Genomic DNA, 23,187 nt, shown 5'->3' on the forward strand with positions numbered 1-23,187 from the left:
CTACGGGCGCCATGACTGCATGATCGGCAAGGATGGGTCAGCGGGGGAGGGGCAGGGAGTCGTAGAGGGCTTCCAGGCGGCGGGTCTGCTGGTGGAGGTCGAAGTCGGTTTCGGCGCGGTGGCGGGCCGCCTTGCCGAGGTGGTCGCGGAGCGGAGCGTCGGTCAGCAGGCGGCGGAGGTTGGCCGCCAGGGCGGTCCGGTCTCCCTCCGCGCCGAGCAGGCCGTTCGACTCGTGGGTGACCGCCTCCGGGATGCCGCTGTGGTACGTCGAGACGACCGGCACGCCGAGGCTGAACGCCTCCAGGATCGTGGTGGGCAGACCCTCGGTGTCGCCGTCCGACGCGGTTCGTGACGGTGCCGCGAGGATCCGGGCCTCGGCGATGTGCCGCATCACCTCGGTGGGTGCCAGCGCACCGGGGAACGTGGCGTCCACGCCCAACTCGACGGCGCGGACGCGTACCCGGTCGTGCAGCGGCCCGGTGCCGACCAGCAGCACGCGGGGGCGCAGGTCCGGCAGCATGCCCAGCGCCTCGACGAGGTCCTCGATCCCCTTCTTCTCGACGAACCGGCCGACGAACACCATGTCCCACCGCTTCGGCCCGCTCGCCGGCTCCGGCGGCACCGGCACCCCGGTGTGGTGTACGCGCACCTTCGCCGGATCCGCGCCCAGCTCCACCGCCCGGTCCCGGATCGCCCCGGAGACGGCCAGGATCAGCGCGGCCCGGTCGAACACGGTCCGCAGGTTCCGCCGATGCCGGACGCCACGCGGCCCGGGTACCGCCGCCTGCCGGGTGACGTCGAGACCGTGCAGGGTGACCACCAGCGGGATGCCCAGCTGCTCGGCGGTACGGCTGACCAGCCAGCCGTCCCCGCCGAAGTGGGCGTGCACCAGGTCGGGCCGCAGCCGGGCCAGCAGCCGCCGCAGTCGGGGCGAGCCTCCGGTCAGCCGCAACCGCAGCCACTCGCGCCGGCCGCGTGACGTGTCCGGGCACAGCACCACGTCACTGTCCCGGGACAGTGGTGAGGTCACCCGGACGGCGCCAAGGTAGACCGGGTGCCAGGCCGCCAGCGCGTCACCCTGGTGGCGGATGAACGTCTCCGACCCGGGCAACAGACAGCTCCGCCAGATCACGGCGACCCTATCGCCGGACATCGGCCCCGATCTCCGCGCTCCCGGCCCGTTGCTCGGCCACGGCCGACCCGGCGGCGGGCACCTGCGCACCGGCGACGGTCCCGCCGGCGGCTCCGGTCCCGGCGACGGCCATGCTCGGGTCAGCAGCGCCGGTCGGGTCAGCAGCTCCGGACGGGGCGCCCGATGTCCCGCCACCGCGCCGGCCACGGCCGAGGATCCGGTCGCGTACCCGGTGCCGTAGCTGCGGCGGAAGCAGCCAGATCTGCAGGAACGTCAGGTGGTCCAGGACGCTCGGTCGCCCATGCCGGCGGGCCTCGGCGAGCAGCAGGCGGAAGACCCGGAAACTGCGCGTGGGAGCGGCCATCGAGGCGATGATGCTCATCGTGATCGCCGCGTACGCCCGTGGGGTGATCAGTGGCCGGATCCCGCGCAGCCACTCCAGCTGCGCCTCCCACGGCGAGCTGAGGCTGATCCGGGGCCGGTCCTCGTCCTGGTGCCAGAGCACGAGCGGCTCGTCGGCGATCAGCAGTTCGACGTCCGGGTGGCTGATCGCGCGCACGGTCCAGTCGAGTTCCTGCTGCCGGCGCAGCCCGACGGTGAACGGCACCCGGCGCAGCAGCTCGGTCGGGGCCATGATGGTCGAGGTCTGGATGAACCCGTCGCCGTGGAACAGCCCGCGCCGGACGGTGAGGTACTCGCAGACCGGCTCGCCCGGCTCCGGCAGCCGCCGGGGCATCACGAACTGCGCCCGGGGCGTCCTGTTGACCAGCCGGCTGCCGACGATCGGGCTGCCGACCGCGGCGCCGCGGGCCAGGTCCAGCTGGACGGCCAGTTTGGTGGGAAGCCACTCGTCGTCGTCGTCGAGCAGGGCGGTCCAGGGGGCGCGTGCCGCGCGTACGCCCTCGTTGCGGGCGTTGGGCGCGCCACCCTTGCCGGGCAGCTCCACCACCCGTAGCCGGGGGTCACCGATCCCGGCGAGGGCCCTACCGGTCTCCTCGTCCGGACCGTCGACCACGACGATCACCTCGATGTCGGTGACGGTCTGCGCGAGAGCGCTGCGGACCGCGCGGGTCACCAGCGCCGGACGGGCGAAGGTGGGGATGACCACGCTGACCTCGGGTGTGGATGGCATGACCACCTGCTCACTCGTGCCGGCTACGACGTGCGCGCACGGTGACGTTAGGTGCCGTGAACGGCCCCGAGGTGAATGCCGAGCGGCGATCAGGCGTACAGCGGCGGTCGTCGGATGGGGCGACCGGACCCGGCCCACCCGCCCGGCGCGGTAGCCACCCGCACTAGGGTCGCCGCAGGTGACGTACGGCGTGGTGCGGAGGGATGGTGGGCGGTGGCGGACGCGGACCTGGTCGTCGAGGTCGCGGGTGCGGTGGCCACGGTGGTGATCCGCAATCCGGGCCGGCGCAACGCGATGACGCCGGCCATGTGGCGGCGGCTGCCGGTGCTGCTCGACGGCTTGGAGACCGACCCGGCGGTACGCGTGGTGGTGCTCACCGGCGCGGACGGCACCTTCTGCGCCGGCGCCGATCTGGGTGACCTGGACGAGCTGCTGGCGGCCGGTGACGGCAGCATCGCCGTCGCGGCGGAGGAGCGGCTGGCCGCCTTCGCCAAGCCGACCGTGGCCGCCGTACAGGGTGCCTGCGTCGGTGGCGGTTGCCAGCTGGCGGTCGCCTGCGACCTGCGGATAGCCGCGACCGACGCGCGTTTCGGGGTACCACCGGCCCGGCTGGGACTGGTCTACCCGGCTCCCACCACCCACCGGCTGGCCCGGCTGGTCGGCCCGGCGGCGGCCAAGCACCTGCTCTTCACCGCCGAGTTGGTGGCCGCCGACCGGGCGCTGCGGATCGGCCTGGTCGACGAGGTGCTGCCCGGCCCTGAGCTGGCCGCCCGGGTCGATGGGCTCACCGCCGCGATCGTCGAGCGGTCGCAGCTCAGTGTCGCCGCCGCCAAGGAGATCGTCGACGGCCGGGCGGACGAGGCCCGGGTGGCCTGGTGGCACGGTCAGGTGCGGGCCAGCGGCGAGGCCCGGGAGGGCGTGGCGGCCTTCCACGAGCGCCGCGCGCCGCGCTTTGGTTGGACGCCGCCGGCCCGAGGCTGAGCTCCCACGCGTTTCGGTTGGACGCCGCCGGCCCGAGGCTGAGCTCCCACGCGTTTCGGTTGGACGCCGCCGGCCCGAGGCTGAGCCGCCACGCGGAGGTCAGCCTCGGGGCCGGCGGGCGTCGGGCCCGTCCCTTGGCGGTGACAGCAGCGCCCCGGTTGACGGGTCGGGGGCCGGCGGGCGCCGCGCCGGAAGGTGCCCGACGCCGCCCCCTGTGCCCGCCGGCCCGGCCCGTCACCGCCCGGCCAGCGCCGCCCAGCTCGGCACGACCGGTACGCGCCGCAGCGGCATGCCCGCCTCGGCCGGCGTACGGTTGCCCTTGCGCTGGTTGCAGGCGTAGCAGGCGGCCGTCGTGTTGTTCCAGGTGTTCCGGCCGCCGCGCGAGCGGGGCAGGACGTGGTCGATGGTGTCGGCCGGTCCGTCGCAGTACGCGCAGCACCGGCCGTCCCGGCGTAACACCCCGGCCCGGGACCAGGCCGGCGCGGAGCGGAACCGCCAGCGGGTCACCACGTACCGCACCAGCCGGACCACCCGGGGCACCGGGAACACCCCGATGACCCGGTCCGGTACGGCCTCGTGGATCTCGGCGACCCGGCGGCAGAGCATCCGGATCGCGTGCTGGACGGTGACCCGGTGCAGCGGGCCGAGGTCGGCGTTGATGACGAGGACGGCGTCCACCGGTGTCTCCCTCCATGACGGTGGCGGATCTGCGGGCGGAACGGCGACGAGCCGCCCGACCCGGGTGCGGGTGGGCGGCTCGGCGTGTGGCGGTACGCGTCAGCCGGGGCTGCCACCCTGGGGGTGTTCGAGGCGCCAACCGCCCGGCATCCGCAGGCCGGCACGGCACGCCGGCACGGCGGTGGTGACGTGCGGCATCGACATGACGGGCTCCCGGAACGGCGGTTGACCTTGCGCGATCACGGTAGGTGCGGCCGAGGTGAGGCGGCAACGCATTTCGATGGCCGGGTCGACCACGAGCGCCGGGCGGGCCGACGACCGACCGTCAGCGCCGGGCGAGCAGACCACGCGGCCGGACCGAGTGGACCGGCTCGGCCGTACCGCCCTCGGCCCGCAGGATGTGGTTCGCCGCGAGGATTCCGGTGGCCGCCGCGCGTTCCATCAGCGCACTGGGGAAGTCGGTGCGGACACCGTCGCCGGCCAGATAGAGACCGGCGGCGTCGGTGCGCACCCCCGGCCGCCCGGCCTGGCCGCCCGGCGCGAACGCCGGTGCCTTCGCCTCGACCCGGGCACGCAGCTCCCGTACCCGCAGCCGACCCGTCTCCGGCCAGAGCACGGCCAGTTCGGCGCGCATCCGTTCGGCCAGCTCGCCGGCGGGCACGTCCGGCTCGCAGGCGTACGCGTGCAGCTCGATCACCGACCCGCCGGTGCGCTCGGCCCAGCGGCGGGACTCGTTCTCCAGCCGGTGGTACAGCGTCACCGAGTCCAGCGTGGCCTGTCGGGACACCCCGCTGAAGATCGCCCGCTCCGGGTCGACGTCCCCGTCGCACCAGTAGCGGGCGACCGCGTACGGAGGACCGGGCCTACCGTAAGCGGGCATCGCCGCCGCCAGCGCCGGGGCCCGCTCGGCCAGCGAGGGCGAGTCCGCGACCAGGGCGGCGAGGGCGGGCGGGTCGACGGCGAGCACGACGTGCCCGGCCCGGTACGTGCCTTCGGCGCTGTGTACCTGCCAGCCGTCCGGGCCGCGGTGCAGGCGGGTCACCGGCTCAGCGGTGCGGATCCGGCCGCCGTGCCGCTCCACGTGACGGGCCAGCGGACCCCAGATCGACGTGGCGTAGTCCTCGTCAGGGCAGTCGAAGGCTAGCCCTTCGGGGTTGCCGAGCAGGTAGAAGTGGAACTGGGCGATCATCTCGGCGGCTGACATCTCCGCCTCGTGATTGAAGAACGAGTGGGAGAAGACCTCGAAGAGCATCGCCCGGGCCCGGTCGGGCAGCCGCAACGAGTCGAGCAGCTCGTCGGCGGTGGTGTGGTCGAATTCGGCGTAGGTGCGCACCGGGTCGTACGCCAACAGCGGCAGTGCGGCGTCCCGGTCCATCCCGCGTAGGTCACGCAGGCGCAGGCTGGGGCTGCGGGCGAGCAGGGTGAGCAGGTTCGCCGGTGGTGCGGGCGGCAGCCGCCCGAACTCCTCGGTCGGCCAGCGCGCGCTGAGCACCGGATAGCCGGGCACGGCCCGCAGGAAACGCAGGGCCGGGTCGACCCGGCGCAGGATGTTCCGCCAGTTGTAGTACTGCCGGAAGAAGGCGTGGAAGCCGTGCTCATTGACCTGGCCGGTCCCGTCGGCGAGGGTTTCCGGCCAGGCGCCGAGCCGCCCGCCCAGGGTCGGCGCGGCCTCCAGCAGGGTCACCTCGACGCCGCGCTCGGCGAGCACCACCGCCGCGGACATGCCGGCGATGCCGCCGCCCACGACCACCGCGGTGACCGGGTGCGGCACGCGGGGGGCGCCACCACCGCCCGGGTCGACCGTGTGCCGGCGTACGCCGATGACCCGTCCGACCAGCTGCGACAGCGCCATCCGCGAACCTCCCGATCGACTCTGCCCAGTCTGCCCGAGGTGTAAGGAAGGGCCCCTTTTTAACAGTCCCGTGTTAACAAGGGGCCCGAGTACCTCACGAGGCGTTAACAGGGGGCCCTTCCTTTCACCGCAGGCAGCGGCGGGGGCGGTCGGAGGCGGGCCAGACGTAGTCCAGGTCGTCGGGGACGTCGTCGCCGAAGATGGGGCGGTAGTGCGCCGGATCCTTGCGCAGCAGTGACGAACGGTGGCTCAGGTGCACCTCCGTCCGGCCGAGCCACGGCGGCAGCTCCCCGGCGAGGGCGAGTTCCTGCTGGGTGCGGACCTGCTCGACGCCACAGGCGGCAGCCAGGTCGACGGTCAACGTGGTGGCGCAGGTGTCGGCCCGCCCGGCCGCACACCAGACCGTGCAGACGTCCAGCCCGTACCGGGTCAGGGCCTCCTCGTACCCGGCCCACATCTTCACGGCCGGGTGGTTGCGCCAGCCGTACGTGGCCCGGGTCAGCCCGCGCAGCACCTGGATCGCCTCCACCCGCTGCTTGCCGAGCCGTCGCTGGTCCAGCGCACGGGCGCTGGCCAGAAAGTCCGGATACGGCAGGAAGGTCTGCATGCTGCTGCCCTACCCGTCGTCGGCCGGGACATGCCGGACGAGGACCACCACGATCATGACGGGCTGCGCGGGCTGCGACCGGCTGACTACCATGCGGGGCATGGCGGAGCCGCTGCTCGACCGGGCCCGGCGGGCCGGCCGCCGGTTGCGGGTCAACGGGGAGTCCCGGGCACACTACGTGGTCTGCGGGCAGGATCCGCTCGCCTACTGGGTGGTGCGGGCGATGCTCGCCGGCGAGACGCAGGCCGGCCGGGTGCGGATCACCCTGATCGTGCCGGACCGGCGGCGCTCTCCCGGCCCGGACGGCCGTGACCTGCCGGGCATCGAGGTGATCCGGGCCGACCGGCTGGACGAGGTCACCTTCCGCCGGGCGGGGCTGGTCGACGCCGCCGGGCTGGCCCTGCTGCACCAGGACGACGTGGGCAACATGCACGCCGCGCTCTGCGCGCAGGAGGTGGAGCCTCGGCTGCGCCTGGTGGTGCGGATGTTCAACACCGGCCTGGCCAACGGCGTACGGCAGATCTTCCCCGACTCGGCGGTGCTCTCGGACGCCTCGATGGCCGCGCCGGCCTTCGTGGCCGCCGCGCTCGGGGAGGTCGCCCCGACGCACTTCCGGCACGGCGGACGCACCCTCTACGTGGCCCGCCGTGACGACGTACGACCGAGCGAGATCGTCTGCGGGGTGGCCGACACCCGTGACCCGCAGCAGGAACTGGTGCTGCCCGCCGACGACCGGGACGCCGACGTGGTGCTCGCCGAGGCCGTCGGCCGTCCGGCCGGCACCGAACTGGCCGCCCGGCGGCTACGTCGGGCGCGGCGGCGACGGCGACCGGTGGCGATGGTGCTGCGCGCGATCCGCAGCTTCGCCACCCGGAAGATCGGGGTCGCGGTGCTGGTGCTGCTGGCCATCGTCGCGGCGCTGGGCGGCCTGTACGCCGCCACCGCACACGTCGGTTGGGCCGACGCGTTGTACCTGACCCTGGTCACCACCCTCACCGGGCAGGATCCGGACACCGCCAAGTCGGCCGCCGAGCAGGTCATGCAGGTGGTGCTCAACCTCGCCGGACTGGCGCTGATCCCGCTGATCACGGCGGTCGTGGTCGACGGGGTGGTCCGGGCCCGGCTGGCCCTGCACACCGGGCGGATCCTGCCCGAACGCTCCGGGCACGTGGTGGTGGTTGGGCTCGGCAACATCGGCACCCGGGTGATGGCCCAGCTCAACGACTTCGGCGTCGAGGTGGTGGCCATCGACAAGAACGTCGACGCGCGCGGTGCGGGGCTCGCCCGACGGCTCGGCGTGCCGCTGGTGGTGGGTGACGCGGCCGAGGAGGAGACGCTGCGGGCCGCCTCGGTGGCGACCTGCCAGGCGTTGGTGGTGGTCTCCACCGACGACGGGGCCAACCTGCGGGCGGCGCTGAACGCGCGCGCCCTCGACGACCGGCTCCGGGTGGTGCTGCGCCTCTTCGACGGTGACTTCGCCGAACGCGTGCAGCAGGCGTTCGGCATCGGTACCTCGCGCAGCGTCTCCTACCTGGCAGCGCCGTCGTTCGCCGCCGCGCTGCTGGACCGGGCGGTGATCGCCACCATCCCCGTGGGCCGGCACGCCCTGCTGGTCACCGAGGTCGCGGTGGCGGCCGGGTCGGCCCTCGACGGTCGTACCCTCGCCACCGTCGGACGGCCCGGCAGCGTACGCCTGCTCGCACACGCCCGCGTCGGCCAACGCTACGACTGGTCACCGGACCGGCGCCTCGTGATCATGGCGGGTGACCGGCTGACCGTGGTGGCCCGGCGCGCCGGCCTGAACGCCCTGCTCCGCGAGACGGCACCGCCGCCACCGGAACCGGACCCGACGGTGGCGCCGGCACCGCGCGACGGTCGGCACTGACCCGTCCACGACAGCGCGTCAGCGGTAGCGCAGGGCGTACCAGGCGGCGCCGAGGGCTAGTACGCCGAAGCCGGCGAGCACGCTGGCCAGCGGCAGGTTGACCGCGAGCAGGATGCAGCCGAGCAGCCCGAGGAGAGCGAGCGCCTGCACCGGCAGTTTCCGCGCCGGCTCCCGTCCCAGGGTCAGCGCCGCCGCGTTGGTGATGGCGTAGTAGACCAGCACGGTGACGCTGGAGAAGCCGATCGCGGCGCGGACGTCGCCGAGCGTGACCACCAGGATCACCAGGGCGGCGACCGCCAGTTCGGCGCGGTGCGGCACCCGGTGGACCGGGTGCACGGCGGCCAGCGCGGCGGGCAGGTCCCTGCGGCGGGCCATCGCGAGGGTGGTGCGGCCGACGCCGGCCAGCAGGGAGAGCAGCACCCCGGTCACCGCGACGGCCGCCCCGACGCGGACCACCCACGCCAGGCCGGGCAGCCCGGCCGCGCTCACCACGTCGGCCAGTGGTGCGGCCGACCCGGCGAGTCGGTCCGGCCCGAGCACCCCGAGGGCGATCACGGCCAGCACCAGGTAGATCACCAGCACCACGCCGAGTGCGAGCGGCACCGCCCGGGGGATGGTCCGCTCCGGGTCGCGTACCTCCTCACCGAGGGTGGCGATCCGCGCGTACCCGGCGAAGGCGAAGAAGAGCAGGCCGGCGGCGGTGAGGATGCCCCGGGCGGAGCCGCCGGGCTGATCGATCCGGCCGATCGACACGTCGGTCGCGCCGGCCACCGCCACCAGCGTCAGTACCGCCAGCACGACCAGCACCAGCACCCGGGTGGCGGTCGCGGTCTTCGCCACGCCGCGCAGGTTGACGGCGGTCACCGCGACGACGGCGGCGACCGCGACCAACCGGGCCTGCCCCGGCCAGAGGTACGCGCCGATGGTCAGCGCCATCGCCGCGCAACTTGCCGTCTTGCCGACCACGAAGCCCCAGCCGGCGAGGAAACCGGCGAACGGGTTCAGCCGCTCCCGCCCGTAGACGTAGGTGCCGCCGGACTCGGGATAGCGGGCGGCCAGCCGGGCGGAACTTGTCGCGTTGCAGTACGCGATGAAGCCGGCCAGGGCCAGCGCTACCAGCAGGCCGATGCCGCCGGCCGCCGCTGCGGCGGGGGCGAAGACCACGAAGACGCCCGCGCCGAGCATCGACCCCAGACCGATGACCACGGCGTCCGGTACGCCCAGCCGACGCGCGAGTTGATCCACGGCCGCAGCCTAGACAGGTCGGGTGAACGGCCGGTCCCAGCGCCGTAGCCGGCCGGGCAGCGGCAGGTCGTCCCAGGGCACCCGGTGCAGCAGCCGGTCCAGCAGCAGTCCCAGCAGCAGCCCGGCCACCGAGTCGGTCAGCCAGTGCCACCCCAGGTAGGTGGTGGTGCACAGCACCACGGTCGGCGGCACGAGCCGGATCGCGGGCACCAGCCGGCGCGGCAGGGCCCGGCCGAGGTCGGCGAGCAGCGGAGCGAGCAGCAGCGCGAGTACGCCGTACCAGACGATCGCGTTGGCGACGTGCCCGGACGGGTACGACTGGGCGAACCGGACCGGCAGGTCGTCCTGGAACAGCGGGAGGGTCCGCTCCGGCGGCAGGAACGGTTCCTTGACGCTCGCGCTCGGCGCCGGGCGGGCGGTCCACACCTTCAGCGGGCCGATGGTGAGATTCGTCAGCACGAAGGCGGCGACCGGAACGAGCAGGGGGCGCACCGAGCGCAGCCGGATCGCGAGCAGCAGGGCGAGGCCGGCCGCGATCAGTGTCAGCGGGGTGCCCTGACCGAGGAAGTTGAGGACGACGGCGATCCACCGGGCGGCGGTGGGGCGGTGTGCGTCGGCCCAGTCGGCCACCGCCCGGTCGAGGTCGAAGAACCAGCCGGCGGCGAGTGCCGCGGTGAGTCCGACGAGGGCGGCCAGCAGCAGGGCGTCGAACCACCAGCCGGCCGGGCGTACCGGCGTCAGGCGGATGCTCCGGCGTACCGGTGTCGTCTTCCGCACCCCGCTCACGCTACCGGCCCGCGCGGTGCCCACGGCGTGCGGCGAGTGTGGGCCGAGCCACGCGGGGAGGCGTTCCGGCGGGTGAGGCGTCAAACTTGACGCCGTGCGGATCACCTCGGCCCTCGTCGACCCGGCGTTGCTCGACCTGCCCTGGTCGACACCGCTGGAGCAGTGGCCGGCCGAACACCTGGTGGCGTTGCCCCAGGGCATCTCCCGGCACGTGGTGCGCTTCGTGCAGCTGGGCGGGCACGTCTACGCGGTCAAGGAGACCGGCGAGCGGGTGGCCGAGCGGGAGTACGACCTGCTGCGTGCCCTGGAACGGATCGACTTCCCGTCGGTGAAGGCGGTGGCGATCGTCGCCGACCGGGAGTCCGACGCCGGTGAGCCGCTGGATCCCGTACTGATCACCCGGCACCTTCAGTTCTCCCTGCCCTACCGGGCGCTGTTCTCGCACACGCTGCGGCCGGGAACGATGGGCCGACTGCTCGACGCGCTCGCCGCGCTGCTGGTCCGGATGCACCTGACCGGCTTTTTCTGGGGCGACTGCTCGCTGTCGAACACGCTGTTCCGGCGGGACGCGGGTGCCTTCGCCGCGTACCTGGTCGACGCCGAGACCGGCGCGCTGCGCAGCGTGCTCTCCAACGGCCAACGGGGCGAGGACCTGGAGATCGCCCGGGTCAACATCTTCGGGGAGGCGCTCGACCTTCAGGCCGCCGGCCTGCTGCACGACTCGATCGACCCGGAGGTGGTCTGCGAGGAGGTGGTGCAGCGCTACGAGCGGCTCTGGCACGAGATCACCTACGAGCAGCAGGTCGAGCGGCAGGCCCGGCACGACATCGAGGGGCGGATCCGCCGTCTCAACGAGCTGGGCTTCGACGTGGCGGAGGTGGCCATGTCGACCATCGACAACGGCCGCTACCTGATCCGGCCGAAGGTGGTCGACGCCGGCTACCACCACCGCCGGTTGCTCCGGCTCACCGGGCTGGACGCCGAGGAGAACCAGGCCCGCAAGCTGCTCAACGACCTCGACGCGTACCGGGCGGAGAGCGACCTGACCGACGAGCAGCAGGCGGCGCACCGCTGGCTGACCGAGGTCTTCGAGCCGGTGGTCCGGGCGGTACCCGCGCACCTGCGACGCAAGCTGGAGCCGCAGGAGCTGTTCGCCCAGATCATCGAGCACAAGTGGTTGCTCTCCGAGCGGGCCGGCCGGGACGTCGGGATGCGCCACGCGGTGCAGTCGTTCCTGTCGGACGTGCTGGTGCACCGTCCGGACGAGCAGGCCGTCCTCGGCGTGGAGATCCCGACGTCGGGCTGAACCGCCGGTTCACTCGACCCAGGCACCGCCCCGCATCACCCGGACGACCTCCAGGTCGTCGTCGAGCACCACCAGGTCGGCGCGGAGCCCGACCTGGAGGGCGCCGACCTGGTCACCGAGCCCGACGGCGAGGGCCGGGGTGGTGGAGGCCATGCGTACCGCGTCGGGAACCGCGACCCCGGCGGACACCGCACGGCGCAGCGCCGCGTCCATGGTCAGCGTGCTGCCCGCGATGGCTCCGTCGCGGGAGAGCCGGGCCACGCCGTCGGTCACGGTGACCGCCTGACCACCCAGTTCGTACTCGCCGTCGGGCATGCCGGCGGCGGCCATCGCGTCGGTGACCAGCGCGCACCGTTCCGGTCCGGCGGTCGCGGTGGCGAAGGTGAGCGTCCCCTCGTGCAGGTGGACCCCGTCGGCGACCAACTCGCAGATCACGTTCGGTGCGGCCAACAGCGCCACCACGGGACCGGGCTCGCGGTGGTGCACCGGTCGCATGCCGTTGAACAGGTGGGTGCCGACGCTCGCGCCGGCGGACAGGGCGGCGCGGGTCTGCTCGTAGGTGGCGTCGGTGTGACCGACGGCGGCGACCACCCCGTGCCGGGTGAGCAGTTCCACGGCCTCCAGCGTGCCCGGGCGCTCCGGAGCGACGGTGACCATCCGGACCGCACCGTCACCGAGCTTGATCAGTTCGGTCAGTTCGTCGGTCGACGGGTCCCGCAGGAACTCCGGGTTCTGCGCGCCGCAGCGGGCGGCGGAGAGGTACGGCCCCTCGAAGTGGATGCCGGCCAGCACGCCGTCGCGGACCAGCGGGGCGAAGGCGGCGGTGGCCGAGCGCATCAGCTCGAACGGCGAGCTGACCAGGCTGGCCATCAGGGTGGTGGTGCCGTGTCCCAGGTGGAACGCGGCGGCGGCACGCGCCTGGCCGGCGTCGCCGGTGGTGAAGGTGTGCCCGCCGCCGCCGTGGCTGTGGATGTCCACGAAGCCCGGCACGATCCAGTGTCCGTCGCGTACCGACGGGTACTCGGCGACCGCGCTGATCCGGTCTCCTCTGACCTCGACGCAGCCCTGTCGGATCACCCCGCTGGGGGTCACCACCTTGCCGTTCACCCGTACGGTCATGGCGTCTCCAACTGGTCGAGGGCGAGCAGGGCGGCACCGAGGCAGCCAGCCTCGTCGCCGAGGACGGCCGGGACCAGTCGTGGCTCCCGGTGGAAGGTGAGTCGGTCCCGCAGGGCGGCACGCAGCGGGTCGAACAGCCCGGGACCGGCCTGGGCGAGGCCACCGCCCAGGACGATGGTCTCCACGTCGAAGAGGGCCTGGCCGGTGGCGAGGCCGTCGGCCAGTGCCTCGACCGCCTCCTGCCAGACCCGGGTGGCCAGTTCCTCGCCGGCCGCCGCCCGGGCGGCCACCTCGGCGGCGGTCACCATCGTCGGCATCGGGCCGACCCCGGCGGCGGACCCGGCGTCCGATGTCATGCCGGTGAGTTCGGTGTAGCGGCGGGCCACGGCAGAGGCGGAGGCGACCGCCTCCAGGCAGCCCGGCCGTCCGCAGCCGCAGACCGGACCGGCCGGGCGGACCAGGATGTGACCGAGTTCCCCGGCGGCGCCGTGCGCGCCGGTGGCGGCCGAGCCGCCCACCACGTGCGCGGCGGCGATGCCGGTGCCGATGGCGACGAAGAGCACGTGCCCGGCGTCGCGGCCGGCGCCCAACCGCGCCTCGGCGAGGCCGCCGGCGCGCACGTCGTGGCCGAGCGCGGTGGGCAGGCCGAGCCGCGTGGACGCCAGTTCGCGCAGGGGTACGTCCCGGAAGCCGACGTTCGCCGACCAGACCGCGACGCCGCGCGCCTCGTCCACGACGCCCGGCACCACGATGCCGAGCGCGGTCGGGGTGAGCTCGTCCGCGTGTGCCTTCCCGGCCAGCCCTTCGGCCACCGTCAGGATCGTCTCGACCACGGCGTCGGGACCACGCCGGGCATCGGTGGGGTGCCGTTCGGTGTGCCGGACGGCGCCGTCCGCGCCGACCAGGGCGCACTTCATCCCGGTGCCACCCACGTCCACCGCGATGGCAACCTCTTCGCGCCTCACCCCCACCACGTCACCCGGATCCTGGTGCGAAGGCGCCCCGTCGCGGGCGGTTCGGTGCCAAGATCTGCTGGCGGGGGAGTCACGTGAGCACCACCGAGCGGCTCAGGTGTCGGGGCGCGTCGGGGTCGAGGCCGCGACTGGTGGCCAGGGCGACGGCGAAGCGCTGGGCCAGGATCAGGTCGGCCATCGGGTCGACCGGGGTACGCCCGGCCGCCCATCGCCCGAGCACGCTGTGGTAGCCGTGGGTGCGACTGTGCGCGAAGGACGCGCCGGTGGCTGCGACGTCCTCCGGCAGCCCGTCGGGGAGCTCGCCGAAGGCCCAGACCAGCCGGCCGGGGGCGGCCACCGAGATGGGGCCGTGCCGGTAGTCCATCGCGGGGTACGCCTCGGCCCAGAAGGTGGCCGCCTCGCGGCACTTCAGCGCGGCCTCCTGAGCCAGGCCGACCGTCCATCCGCGACCGAGGAAGGTGACCTGCTCGATCAGGCTCGGGTCGATCGGCAGGGGGGCCCGGACGGCCACCTCTGCGTCGGCGACCAGCGCGGTCATGTTGTCGCCGAGGTGGGCGCGGAGCAGGGCCAGCGCGGTGGTGGCGAAGCGGGTCTGCACCACCGAGCGTTCGTCGGCGAACGGCATGGTGACGGCGGCGTCCGCGATCTGCACCGCCGGTGAACCGGGGTCGCCCACCAGCACCGTGGTAGGTGTCCGGCCGCGCAGCGCGCCGAGCAGGTCCAGCACCTCCGTGGTGGTGCCGGAGCGGGTGATCGCCACGAGGCGGTCGTAGCGGCGGCCGGCGGGGAACTCGCTGGCCTGGAAGGAATCGGTCTCGCCCTGGCCGGCGGCCTCGCGCCGGGCCGCGTACGCCATGGCCATGAACCACGACGTGCCGCAACCGACGACGGCGACCCGCTCTCCGGGGCGCGGGAGCTTGTCGAGCGCCGCGGGGGCCAGCTCGCTCGCCTGGCGCCAGCAGTCCGGCTGGCTCGCGATCTCCGCGTCTACGTACGCCATGAGAACTCCTCGCAGGCGGAGCCTTGCGCATTACGGCTCGTTAATCCCGTCTTTCGCGCGCCATTCTGCGTGAAACCCGGTGGAAATGGCAACCGCAGGAGCGATCGCGCAGCGCTGGGTTTTGCCACATCGTAGTTTCGAGCACTAGTGTGCACGCAACCAAGCACCGATCGTGCAGACACGGGAGGCCCGGGGTGGACCGCTACGCGAGATGGAACGCCCTGCTCGAAATGCTGACCGACTCGGGTCGGGTCACCGTCGAGGAGGCCGCCGAGCGGCTGGACGTCTCCCAGGCGACCATCCGCCGCGACTTCGACCAACTCGCCCAGCAGCAGATGATCACGCGTACCCGGGGTGGGGCGGTCGCCAACGGGGTCTCCTACGATCTGCCGCTGCGCTACAAGACGGCCAAGCACTCGGCGGAGAAGCAGCGCATCGGCGCGGCCGCGGCGGCGCTCGTCTCGCCGGGCACGGTGGTCGGACTCAACGGCGGCACCACCAGTACCGAGGTGGCCCGGGCGCTGGCCGTCCGCCCGGATCTCAACACCAACGCCGAGGGCGCCCAGTTGACCGTGGTCACCAACGCGCTGAACATCGCCAACGAGCTGCTCGTCCGGTCGCGGATGAAGGTCGTGGTGGCCGGTGGCGTGGTGCGGCCGAAGTCCTTCGAGCTGGTCGGTCCGCTCGGGGGAGCGCTGCTGCGTGAGGTCACCCTCGACGTGGCGCTGCTCGGGGTCGACGCGATCGATCCGCTGCTCGGTGCCGCCGCTCACCACGAGGGCGAGGCGGCGATGAACAACCTGATGGTGGCGCGGGCCAAGCGCGTGGTGATCATCGCGGACTCGTCCAAACTGGGCGGTCACGCCTTCGCCCGGATCTGTCCGGTCGACCGGGTCGAAACCCTGGTCACCGACTCCGGCGCCGCGCCCGAGGTGGTCGACGCCTTCCGTGCCGCCGGGGTCCACGTCATCTGCGCCTGACCGCTCACCAGGCGTCGCGCCGTCGACGCTCGCGGTATCGAAATTCCCCGTTCCGGCGTGGCGCTGCATACCGGGTATTGCCTTCCGTTGCATACCGCGTATGGTGTCGTCGTCGCCCACACACCAACGGGGGAGGTGCAGCTTGCCAGCTGTCCTGGAAATAGAAGGTCTACGAAAGACGTACCGGAGTCGACGCCGAGGCACCCGCAACGCCCTGGACGGCTTCGACATGCGGGTCGAGGCGGGACAGGTGCACGGCTTCCTCGGCCCCAACGGGTCGGGCAAGACCACCACGCTGCGTACGCTGCTCGGCCTGATCCGGCCGGACGGCGGCCGGATGGCGATCCTCGGGCACGAGGTGCCCGACACGCTGGACCAGGTCGCTCCGCAGGTCGGCGCGATCGTGGAGAGCCCGCAGTTCTTCCCGCACTTCACCGCGCGGGACACGCTGTCGCTGCTGGCCGGTGCCGGTGACCTGCCCGAGCAGCGGGTCGACGAGGTGCTTGAGCTGGTCGGCCTGCGTGACCGGGCCGGCGAGCGGGTCAAGACGTACTCGCTCGGCATGAAGCAGCGGTTGGCGGTCGCCTCGGCGCTGCTCAAGAACCCGCGACTGCTGATCCTGGACGAGCCGGCCAACGGTCTCGACCCGGGCGGCATCCGGGAGATGCGCACCCTGATGCGCACCCTCGCCGAGTCCGGGATGACGGTGGTGCTGTCCAGCCACATCCTCGGCGAGATCCAGCTGATCTGCGACTCGGTCACCATCATCTCGCTGGGCCGGCGGGTCGCCTTCGGCCCGGTCGACGAGGTGCTGGCGCAGCACTCGTCCGGCGCGGTCCGGGTGCGGCTGGAGGCGGTCACCGACCTTCCGGTCGCCGCCACCGCGCTGACCCGGGCTGGCGTACGGGTCACCACCAACGACGACCACCTGATGCTCGGCGGGGTGGACAAGCCGGCCACGGTCACCCGGATCCTGGCCGAGCAGGGCCTCTACGTCAGCGAACTCGCGCCGATCGCGGTCGACCTGGAGAGCGTCTTCCTCGAACTGACCGCCACCGCGCCGGTACCCGGTCAGCACCGGCAGGTCGATCAGTCCGTACGAGTCGACGGGGCGGCATCGTCCGCGCCCGCCGGGGGAGGTTGGGGCGCGTGAGTCTCTTCCGTACCGAACTGCGCCGACTGGCCAAGCGGCGCTTCACCCGCTGGATGACCGCCGGTGGCCTGCTGGTGCTGGTCCTGGTGGCGGCGGGCATGTTCCTCAGCAACCAGAAGATCGGCCCCGACCAGTGGGCCGAGGCGCGGCGGTCCGCCGACCAGCAGCATCAGGATCAGGTGCGCTGGGCCGAGCAGGAGCGCGCGAACTGCGAGCGCGCCAAGGCGGCGGGTGAGACCGTCGACTACTACCCGGCCGACTGCGCCGAGATCACTCCGCCGCCTCGCGAATCGATCGAGGAGCAGTGGTTCCTGCCCTCGACCTTCGACTTCCGGAAGAGCTTCGGGGAGATGCTGATCCCGCTCGCCGCGATCCTGGCCATGGTCGGGTTCGTGGTCGGTGCCTCCTTCGTCGGTGCCGAGTGGAACACCGGCGGCATGATGAACCTGCTGCTCTGGCGACCGAAACGGTTGACCGTCCTGCTGACCAAGCTGGGCGCGCTGCTCACCGGGCTGCTCGCGCTGGCCCTGCCCGCCACCGCGGCCTGGTTCGGCAGCATGTGGCTGATCGCCAACTGGCGGGGCACCACCGAGGGGATGACCTCCGGCGCCTGGCAGTCGTTCCTGATCACCGGGCTGCGCGGCATCGTGCTGGCGCTGGTCGCGGCGACGGTGGGCTTCGCCCTGGCCTCGCTCGGCCGGCACACCGCGATGGCGCTCGGCGGGGCGATCGCGGTCATGGTGGTCGGCCAGATCGGCCTCGGCATCCTGCTGTCCATGGCGCAGGTGCGCTTCGCCGAGGCGTGGCTGCTCCCCACCTACGCCTACGCCTGGATGACCAAGACGGTCACCCTTGAGGACTGGCAGGCGTGCAACGCCACCTACACCGGCGAGTGCAAGCCGGCCACCCTGGACATCACCTGGCAGCATTCGTCGGTGCTGTTTGCCGTCGGAATCGCCCTATTCCTGGGTGCGGCGCTGTGGACGATGCGGCGGCGCGACATCACCTGAGCCGACGGTGGGCGCGACCGCCCGCCGGTCGCGCCCACCGACCGCGTCCGCGTCCGACCGTGCACGGGGACGGTCGGACGCGTGGCCGGATGCGCCAGGTGGTGGCCCTGGTTACGCTGGTGAGCCCGGTTGGCGTCGCCCGAGCCGGCCGCCCCCGCGTGAGGAGCCACATGCAGCCCGCCGACGCCACCCCGGCAGCGCAGACCGGTCCGGACGCCGTCACGGTGCCACCACCGAGGTCCGCCCCCGAGGTGGAGTCGACTCCGGCCCAGGGGGACCCGCCGGCCGCAGTCGAGACCGAGGAGACGGCCACTCCGTCCGCTGACGGGCTCGGTGAGCGGGAACGGGAGATTCTCGCCTTCGAGCGGCAGTGGTGGCGCCACGCCGGCGCCAAGGAGCAGGCGATCCGGGACCGGTTCGGACTTTCCGCCACCCGCTACTACCAGTTGCTGAACGCGCTGTTGGACAATCCGGCAGCACTGGCGGCCGATCCGGTGCTGGTGGGCCGGCTGGTACGGCTGCGCGCCTCCCGCGCCCGCAACCGACGCCGCTGAGGTCGGGCGCATGTCGAAACGCTCGGCGGGTAGCCGGGGCGCGGAGGTGGCGGCGATGACCGGAGGCGGACCCGCGCGACCGGGCCGGACAGCGGGGTTGCCCGAGGCTGCTCCGCAGGAGCGTCGGCGGGGTGTGGCGGTCGGGACGGCACCCACCATGGGGGTACGGTCCGCTTCCGCCCCGCCACCCGGCCGGGCGGTCAACGAGGACCTGGTGTTCCGGTTCGGGCCGCTGGTCGGGGTGCTCGACGGCGTCACCGTACCGGAGGGCTTCGACACCGGCTGCATACACGGACCGCAGTGGTACGTCCGGCATCTCGCCGCCCGACTGGGCCTGGCCGAGGCCGCCCGTCCTGCCGCGACGCTGGTGAGCAACCTGGCGGCGGCGATCCTCGCGGTTCGTTCCGATCACGGCGAGCAGTGCGACCTCGACCACCCGGGCACCCCGTCGAGCACCGTGTGCCTGCTGCGTGACGGCGGCGACCAGGTCGACTATCTCGTGCTCTGCGACAGCCCGCTGGTGCTCGACACCGGTGGCCGCGTCGACGTGGTGGTCGACGACCGGTTGGCCACCTCGGCGGCCGACCTGCGCGAGACCGCCGAGATACTGCCCGCGTCGACGGACTGGACCACCCGGTTCCGGCGCGCCGTCACCGTGCAGCGGGAGCGGATGAACCGTACGCACGGCTACTGGGTCGCCGCCGCCGATCCCGACGCGGCCTACCACGCGGTGGTCGGTACGGTGCCGCGGCACGGGCCGGATGCGCTGCGCCGGGCGGTGCTGCTCTCCGACGGTGCGTCCGCCGCGGTCGAGGAGTTCGGGCTGTTCGACTGGGCCGACCTGCTGGACGTGGTGGCCACCGACGGTCCGGGCGCGCTGATCGACCGGGTCCGGGCCGCCGAACGGGACCATCCCGAGCGGCGCCGCCGGCACAAGGCGGCCGACGACGCCTCCGCCGTCCTCTGCGAGTTCCCCCGCCCGGACGATCGCGGAGCGTGACTCGGGAAGGCGATTCGATCCGACCGGCCGGTCCGATCCGCCGGAGGGCCCGGTCGTCTCCAACCGGGTGGACGCGTGCCGCCGAGCGCGGAAGACTGCGGCACGTGACTGGTGCGGTCCGGTTGGAACCGGTGGACGAGCAGAACCTCGAACCGTTGCTCTCCGTGGCGGTGGCCGAGGCGGAACCCGCCGATGTGATGCCGCCGGTGGAGGCGCCGGCCGGCTGGTCACACGCCCGGCGGGAGGCGTTCCGGGAGTTCCACCGGGCCAGCTTCGACGGTCTGAACGGCCCGGGGCGTACGCAGAGGTACGTCATCCTGGCCGGCGGCGAGGTGGTCGGGATGATCCGGATGACCCGCGTCGACGAACCGGGCACGGTCGAGACCGGCATGTGGCTCGGCCGATCGGCCCGGGGCCAGGGGATCGGTCCGGCTGCCTTGCGTGAGCTGCTCGACGTCGCGGCCGCAGCCGGAATGCGGCGGGTCGTGGCCGAAACGACCGCCAGTAACCGTGGTGCCGTCTCGCTGCTGGTGAAATGTGGCGCAGAATTGCGTGAGGACGACGGCAAGGTGCGCGCAGAAATCTGCCTGGACACCCCTCCTCCCGTCCTTTGACATTATTTTTCTCTTTTGTTTAGCTTTGGCGTTGCTGCTGCTCGGGAGGCGTTTTCTGTCCGGATAAGGCCCCTGGTGTGCGCTACGGTGACGTTCCCAATGCCGTAGCTGCGGCGACCGATACCGCCGACGCGCTCGGTCACCCGCGTTGCTCGGCGTACGCGGCGAGCCAGGCGACCTGGGCCGGGTCCAGGGACGGGCGGACCCGGGAGCGGGCCGTCGCGACGTGCTCGGCGGTGACCGTGGTGGCGGTCAGCGACTCGCGCATCGCGGCCAGCGCGGCCTCGCGGATCAGGGCGGCACAGTCGGCGGCCGAGAACCGGTCCAGCTCCGCGCCGAGCGCGGGGATGTCGACGTCCTCGGCGAGCGGCACGTTGCGCGCGGCGGCCCGCAGGATCTCCGCTCGGGCCTCGGCGTCCGGTGGCGGCACGTAGACCAGGCGTTCCAGCCGTCCGGGGCGCAGCAGCGCCGGGTCGACCAGGTCGGGGCGGTTCGTCGCGCCGATCACCACGACGTTGCGCAGCGCCTCCACCCCGTCCAGCTCGGTGAGCAGGGCGGCGACCACCCGGTCGGTGGTGCCGCCGTCGGTGGCCTGGCCGCGTACCGGGGCCAGGGCGTCCACCTCGTCGAGGAAGATCAGCGTCGGGGCGGCCTCCCGGGCCCGGCGGAACAGTTCGCGTACCGCGCGTTCGCTCTCGCCCACCCACTTCGACAGCAGCTCCGCGCCCTTGACCGACAGCACGTTCGCCCGCCCGGTCCCGGCTAACGCCGTCACCAGGTAGGTCTTGCCGCAGCCCGGCGGGCCGTAGAGCAGCACCCCCCGGGGCGGTTGCACCCCGAGCCGGGCGAAGGTGTCCGGGTAGGTCAGCGGCCACAGCACCGACTCGGTCAGCGTCTGCTTGACCTCCACCAGGTCACCGACGTCGTCGAGGGTCACCCGGGCCAGTTCGAGGCTGCTGGCTGCCATGGTGGTCGGGCGCACCACCTCCAGGGCGGCGGTGAAGTCCGCCATCAGCACCGTGGGCGTCTGCGCCGACTTCTGCCGCAGGGCCGCGCGTACCCCGGCCTCGCGGACCAGCGCGGCCAGGTCGGCGGCGACGAAACCGGGGGTACGCGCGGCGACCTCGTCCAGCCGTACGTCGTCGGCGAGCGGTACCGGGCGGGTCAGCACGGTGAGCTGTTCCCGGCGCAGGGCGGCGTCGGGCAGCGGTACGTCGATCCGCAGCGACAGCAGGTCCGGGGCGCGCAGGCCCGGGTCCACCGCCTCCGGTCGGCTGGTGGTCCCGACCACCGCCGTTCCGGCCCGGACCAGTTGCGTGACGCACTGGCGGAACACGGTGGTCACCGGGCCGGGGGTGTCCGCCGGGACCAGCGCCTCCACGTCGCTGACCAGCAGCACGGCCGGCCCGGCGGCCAGTGCCTCGGCGGTCACCGCCCGGAGCCGGGCGGCGGCCGAATCGTTGGTCAACGCCGCGACCTCCGGCGCCCAGAGTTGATGCACCCGGGCACCGACCTGGGCGGCGACCGCCCGGACCAGCGCCGCCTTGCCCGAGCCGGCCGGTCCGCTGACCAGCACCCCCAGCGCCACGGTGGTGCCCAGCCGGCTGAGCACCTCCCGGTGGTGGAAGCCCAGGTCGAGCAGTTCGGTCAGCTCCTCGGCCTGGGCCCGCAGGCCGGGCAGCTCGTCCACCGACGGCACGTCCAGTTCGCCCGCCTCGTCGGTCCCGGTCTGTTCGGTGCCACCGGTGTCCGGCCCGACGCCGGTCCCGGGGGTCTGGGCGTACCGACCCGACGCCCACGCACTGCCGGCACCGGCTCCGTTCGTCATCGACCCGCCGTCCGGCCAGCCGCCCGCGGTTCCGCCGCTCGCCGGCCAGCCGCCGGCAGCGCCAGCCCGGACCGTCCCGCCGCCCGGCGACGAGCCGCGGGTCCCGGGCACCGGGGGGACAGCCGAGGCGGTCCCGGTGCCGCCGTGGGTGGCCGGGCCGTGCTCCCAGGCGACGAGCGTGTCCATGGTGACCAGCGCGCCCGGATCCGGCTCCGCAGCCACGATCCGCAGCAGGGTGCTGGTCCACGCGTAGCCGACCCGGGTGGAGAGGCTGCGTCGGGCCGCCTCGACCAGGGTGCGGGTCGAGGCGTCCGGCAGCACGTCCTGGGGGAGCAGGGAGACGTCGTCCCCGGCGGTGACCACCTTGCCGAGCAGCGCCAGCCGCAGCATCTCAGGGGAGACCACCGCGACGATCTCGGCCGGCCCGGCGAGCAGCACCCGACGGGCCGGGGTGACCGGGGCCGGGCTCAACCGCACCTGCCCACCGTCGCGTACGCCGAGGTTGCCCAGCATCAGGTCGTCGGCGTGCAGCAGGGCCGCGCCGGCCGTGCGCTCGGCCGCCGCGACCAGGCCGGCGGTCACCCGCCGCCCGGTCAGCCGGACCGGGTCACCCGGGCGCAGCGCGAGAGCGGTGAGCGCCTCCGGATGCACCCGGACGATGCCCCGGCGGGCGTCCAGTGCGGCCGGCCGCAGGCTCGCGATCAGGGTCAGCTCGGGTTCGCCCACCGCCCGACCCTAACGCGTGTGTCGAAGTCCTTGGCCGGCCTGCGCTCGGACGCCACCCGGGCTCGGCCGACGACGTCGGCGCAAGCGCTGGCCGGCGTCGTCAGCCCGTCGGCTCCTCCCCGGTGAGCAGTGACGGGTCACGGCGGATCAGCTCGGCCAGGCGGGCTGCCGGGTCCGCGCTCAGCCCGTCCTGTGCGGTTGACCAGCCGGGCACGGTCTTGACCGACAGCGGCCAGGAGGGGGGTGGTGCGGCGGGCTGCCCACTGACCGTCACCTCCTGGTCGGTCCAGGTCACCCGCAGGTCGTACGCCTGCCCGTCGTGCTCGACCCGGGCGGCGACGGACGCCCCCGGGTGGGCCGCGACGGCGGCGCGCAGCGCCTCGGCCACGTCCTCGACCGGATGCCGTGACGGCACCTCGGGGGCCGGTTCGCGGACGCCCGCCCAGCCGGGTCCCGCGTTGCGGCTCTCGGCCCGGGTCAACCCGGACCCCTGGCCCGGTTCCGGACCGGGCTGGTCGTCAGCCGTCTCGGTCGGGTCCGTGGCCCGCCGGCGCAACGCCTCCTCGCGCCGCCGCATCCTGGCCAGGGTCTCGTCCAGTCCGCCTCTCATCCGCCTCACCCCTTC

At 73.5% G+C, this 23,187-nt stretch carries 21 protein-coding genes; 9 read left to right on the forward strand and 12 right to left on the reverse strand.

Annotated features, from left to right (window positions below):
• Positions 1-37: 37 nt before the first annotated feature.
• Positions 38-1,153 carry a glycosyltransferase gene (locus SM447_RS10455; protein ID WP_474572553.1) on the reverse strand — a complete coding sequence of 372 codons (1,116 nt, stop codon included), beginning with the start codon at positions 1,151-1,153 and terminating at the stop codon, positions 38-40.
• Complete coding sequence (locus SM447_RS10460; protein ID WP_474572554.1) at positions 1,140-2,264, reverse strand: glycosyltransferase family 2 protein; 1,125 nt, start codon at positions 2,262-2,264, stop codon at positions 1,140-1,142. The genes SM447_RS10455 and SM447_RS10460 overlap by 14 nt, the downstream gene beginning before the upstream one ends.
• A 213-nt stretch (positions 2,265-2,477) precedes the next feature.
• Between SM447_RS10460 and SM447_RS10465 the strand changes: the two genes are divergently transcribed.
• Positions 2,478-3,245 (forward strand): enoyl-CoA hydratase/isomerase family protein, encoded by a 768-nt coding sequence (locus SM447_RS10465; protein ID WP_474572555.1) that lies wholly within the window; start codon positions 2,478-2,480, stop codon positions 3,243-3,245.
• A gap of 234 nt (positions 3,246-3,479) precedes the next feature.
• On the opposite strand, the gene SM447_RS10470 is transcribed toward SM447_RS10465, so the two are convergent.
• From SM447_RS10470 to SM447_RS10480, 3 genes are all read right to left on the reverse strand, one after another.
• On the reverse strand, positions 3,480-3,923 hold the full coding sequence (locus SM447_RS10470) for an HNH endonuclease (protein ID WP_474572556.1): 444 nt from the start codon (positions 3,921-3,923) through the stop codon (positions 3,480-3,482).
• Positions 3,924-4,248: 325 nt separating this feature from the next.
• A complete protein-coding gene (locus SM447_RS10475; RefSeq protein ID WP_474572557.1) occupies positions 4,249-5,775 on the reverse strand; it encodes a hydroxysqualene dehydroxylase in 1,527 nt (508 codons plus the stop codon).
• Positions 5,776-5,899: 124 nt separating this feature from the next.
• Positions 5,900-6,382: an MSMEG_6728 family protein gene (locus tag SM447_RS10480; RefSeq protein ID WP_474572558.1), complete on the reverse strand. Its 483-nt coding sequence runs from the start codon at positions 6,380-6,382 to the stop codon at positions 5,900-5,902.
• Between the two features lie 100 nt (positions 6,383-6,482).
• On the opposite strand from SM447_RS10480, the gene SM447_RS10485 reads away from it, so the two are divergent.
• Entirely contained in the window at positions 6,483-8,267 is a 1,785-nt protein-coding gene (locus SM447_RS10485; RefSeq protein ID WP_474572559.1) for a potassium channel family protein, read from the forward strand.
• Between the two features lie 18 nt (positions 8,268-8,285).
• Here the strand turns inward: SM447_RS10485 and SM447_RS10490 are convergent, their stop codons facing one another.
• Positions 8,286-9,512 (reverse strand): APC family permease, encoded by a 1,227-nt coding sequence (locus SM447_RS10490; RefSeq protein WP_474572560.1) that lies wholly within the window; start codon positions 9,510-9,512, stop codon positions 8,286-8,288.
• Between the two features lie 9 nt (positions 9,513-9,521).
• Positions 9,522-10,259 carry a phosphatase PAP2 family protein gene (locus tag SM447_RS10495; RefSeq protein WP_474572809.1) on the reverse strand — a complete coding sequence of 246 codons (738 nt, stop codon included), beginning with the start codon at positions 10,257-10,259 and terminating at the stop codon, positions 9,522-9,524.
• 133 nt (positions 10,260-10,392) lie between these two features.
• On the opposite strand from SM447_RS10495, the gene SM447_RS10500 reads away from it, so the two are divergent.
• The gene (locus SM447_RS10500; RefSeq protein WP_474572561.1) at positions 10,393-11,604 is read left to right on the forward strand and encodes a DUF4032 domain-containing protein; all 1,212 of its coding nucleotides are present in this window, start codon (positions 10,393-10,395) and stop codon (positions 11,602-11,604) included.
• A 9-nt stretch (positions 11,605-11,613) separates the two neighbouring features.
• Here SM447_RS10500 and nagA read toward each other — a convergent pair whose 3' ends face one another.
• The 3 genes from nagA to SM447_RS10515 all read right to left on the reverse strand — a co-directional run bounded on the left by nagA (position 11,614) and on the right by SM447_RS10515 (position 14,697).
• Positions 11,614-12,723 (reverse strand): N-acetylglucosamine-6-phosphate deacetylase, encoded by a 1,110-nt coding sequence (nagA, locus tag SM447_RS10505; protein ID WP_474572562.1) that lies wholly within the window; start codon positions 12,721-12,723, stop codon positions 11,614-11,616.
• The gene (locus SM447_RS10510) at positions 12,720-13,688 is read right to left on the reverse strand and encodes an ROK family protein (RefSeq protein ID WP_474572563.1); all 969 of its coding nucleotides are present in this window, start codon (positions 13,686-13,688) and stop codon (positions 12,720-12,722) included. Before SM447_RS10510 ends, nagA begins: the two co-directional genes overlap by 4 nt.
• Before the next feature lie 79 nt (positions 13,689-13,767).
• Positions 13,768-14,697 (reverse strand): SIS domain-containing protein, encoded by a 930-nt coding sequence (locus SM447_RS10515; protein ID WP_474572564.1) that lies wholly within the window; start codon positions 14,695-14,697, stop codon positions 13,768-13,770.
• A gap of 194 nt (positions 14,698-14,891) precedes the next feature.
• On the opposite strand from SM447_RS10515, the gene SM447_RS10520 reads away from it, so the two are divergent.
• The 6 genes from SM447_RS10520 to SM447_RS10545 all read left to right on the forward strand — a co-directional run bounded on the left by SM447_RS10520 (position 14,892) and on the right by SM447_RS10545 (position 20,008).
• Positions 14,892-15,677 carry a DeoR/GlpR family DNA-binding transcription regulator gene (locus SM447_RS10520; RefSeq protein ID WP_093403331.1) on the forward strand — a complete coding sequence of 262 codons (786 nt, stop codon included), beginning with the start codon at positions 14,892-14,894 and terminating at the stop codon, positions 15,675-15,677.
• A gap of 142 nt (positions 15,678-15,819) precedes the next feature.
• Complete coding sequence (locus SM447_RS10525) at positions 15,820-16,830, forward strand: ATP-binding cassette domain-containing protein (RefSeq protein ID WP_474572565.1); 1,011 nt, start codon at positions 15,820-15,822, stop codon at positions 16,828-16,830.
• Positions 16,827-17,840, forward strand: coding sequence for an ABC transporter permease subunit (locus SM447_RS10530; protein ID WP_474572566.1), 1,014 nt, complete (start codon positions 16,827-16,829; stop codon positions 17,838-17,840). Before SM447_RS10525 ends, SM447_RS10530 begins: the two co-directional genes overlap by 4 nt.
• 170 nt (positions 17,841-18,010) lie before the next feature.
• Entirely contained in the window at positions 18,011-18,394 is a 384-nt protein-coding gene (locus SM447_RS10535) for a DUF3263 domain-containing protein (RefSeq protein ID WP_474572567.1), read from the forward strand.
• 10 nt (positions 18,395-18,404) lie between these two features.
• Positions 18,405-19,394, forward strand: a complete 990-nt coding sequence (locus SM447_RS10540; RefSeq protein ID WP_474572568.1) for a hypothetical protein — start codon at positions 18,405-18,407, stop codon at positions 19,392-19,394.
• A gap of 104 nt (positions 19,395-19,498) precedes the next feature.
• Complete coding sequence (locus SM447_RS10545) at positions 19,499-20,008, forward strand: GNAT family N-acetyltransferase (RefSeq protein ID WP_474572569.1); 510 nt, start codon at positions 19,499-19,501, stop codon at positions 20,006-20,008.
• A gap of 139 nt (positions 20,009-20,147) precedes the next feature.
• On the opposite strand, the gene SM447_RS10550 is transcribed toward SM447_RS10545, so the two are convergent.
• Together SM447_RS10550 and SM447_RS10555 are read right to left on the reverse strand one after the other, a co-directional pair.
• Positions 20,148-22,562 carry an AAA family ATPase gene (locus SM447_RS10550; protein WP_474572570.1) on the reverse strand — a complete coding sequence of 805 codons (2,415 nt, stop codon included), beginning with the start codon at positions 22,560-22,562 and terminating at the stop codon, positions 20,148-20,150.
• 100 nt (positions 22,563-22,662) lie between these two features.
• A complete protein-coding gene (locus SM447_RS10555) occupies positions 22,663-23,172 on the reverse strand; it encodes a hypothetical protein (RefSeq protein WP_474572571.1) in 510 nt (169 codons plus the stop codon).
• Between the last annotated feature and the right edge of the window lie 15 nt (positions 23,173-23,187).

This window comes from Micromonospora aridisoli (assembly GCF_056150025.1).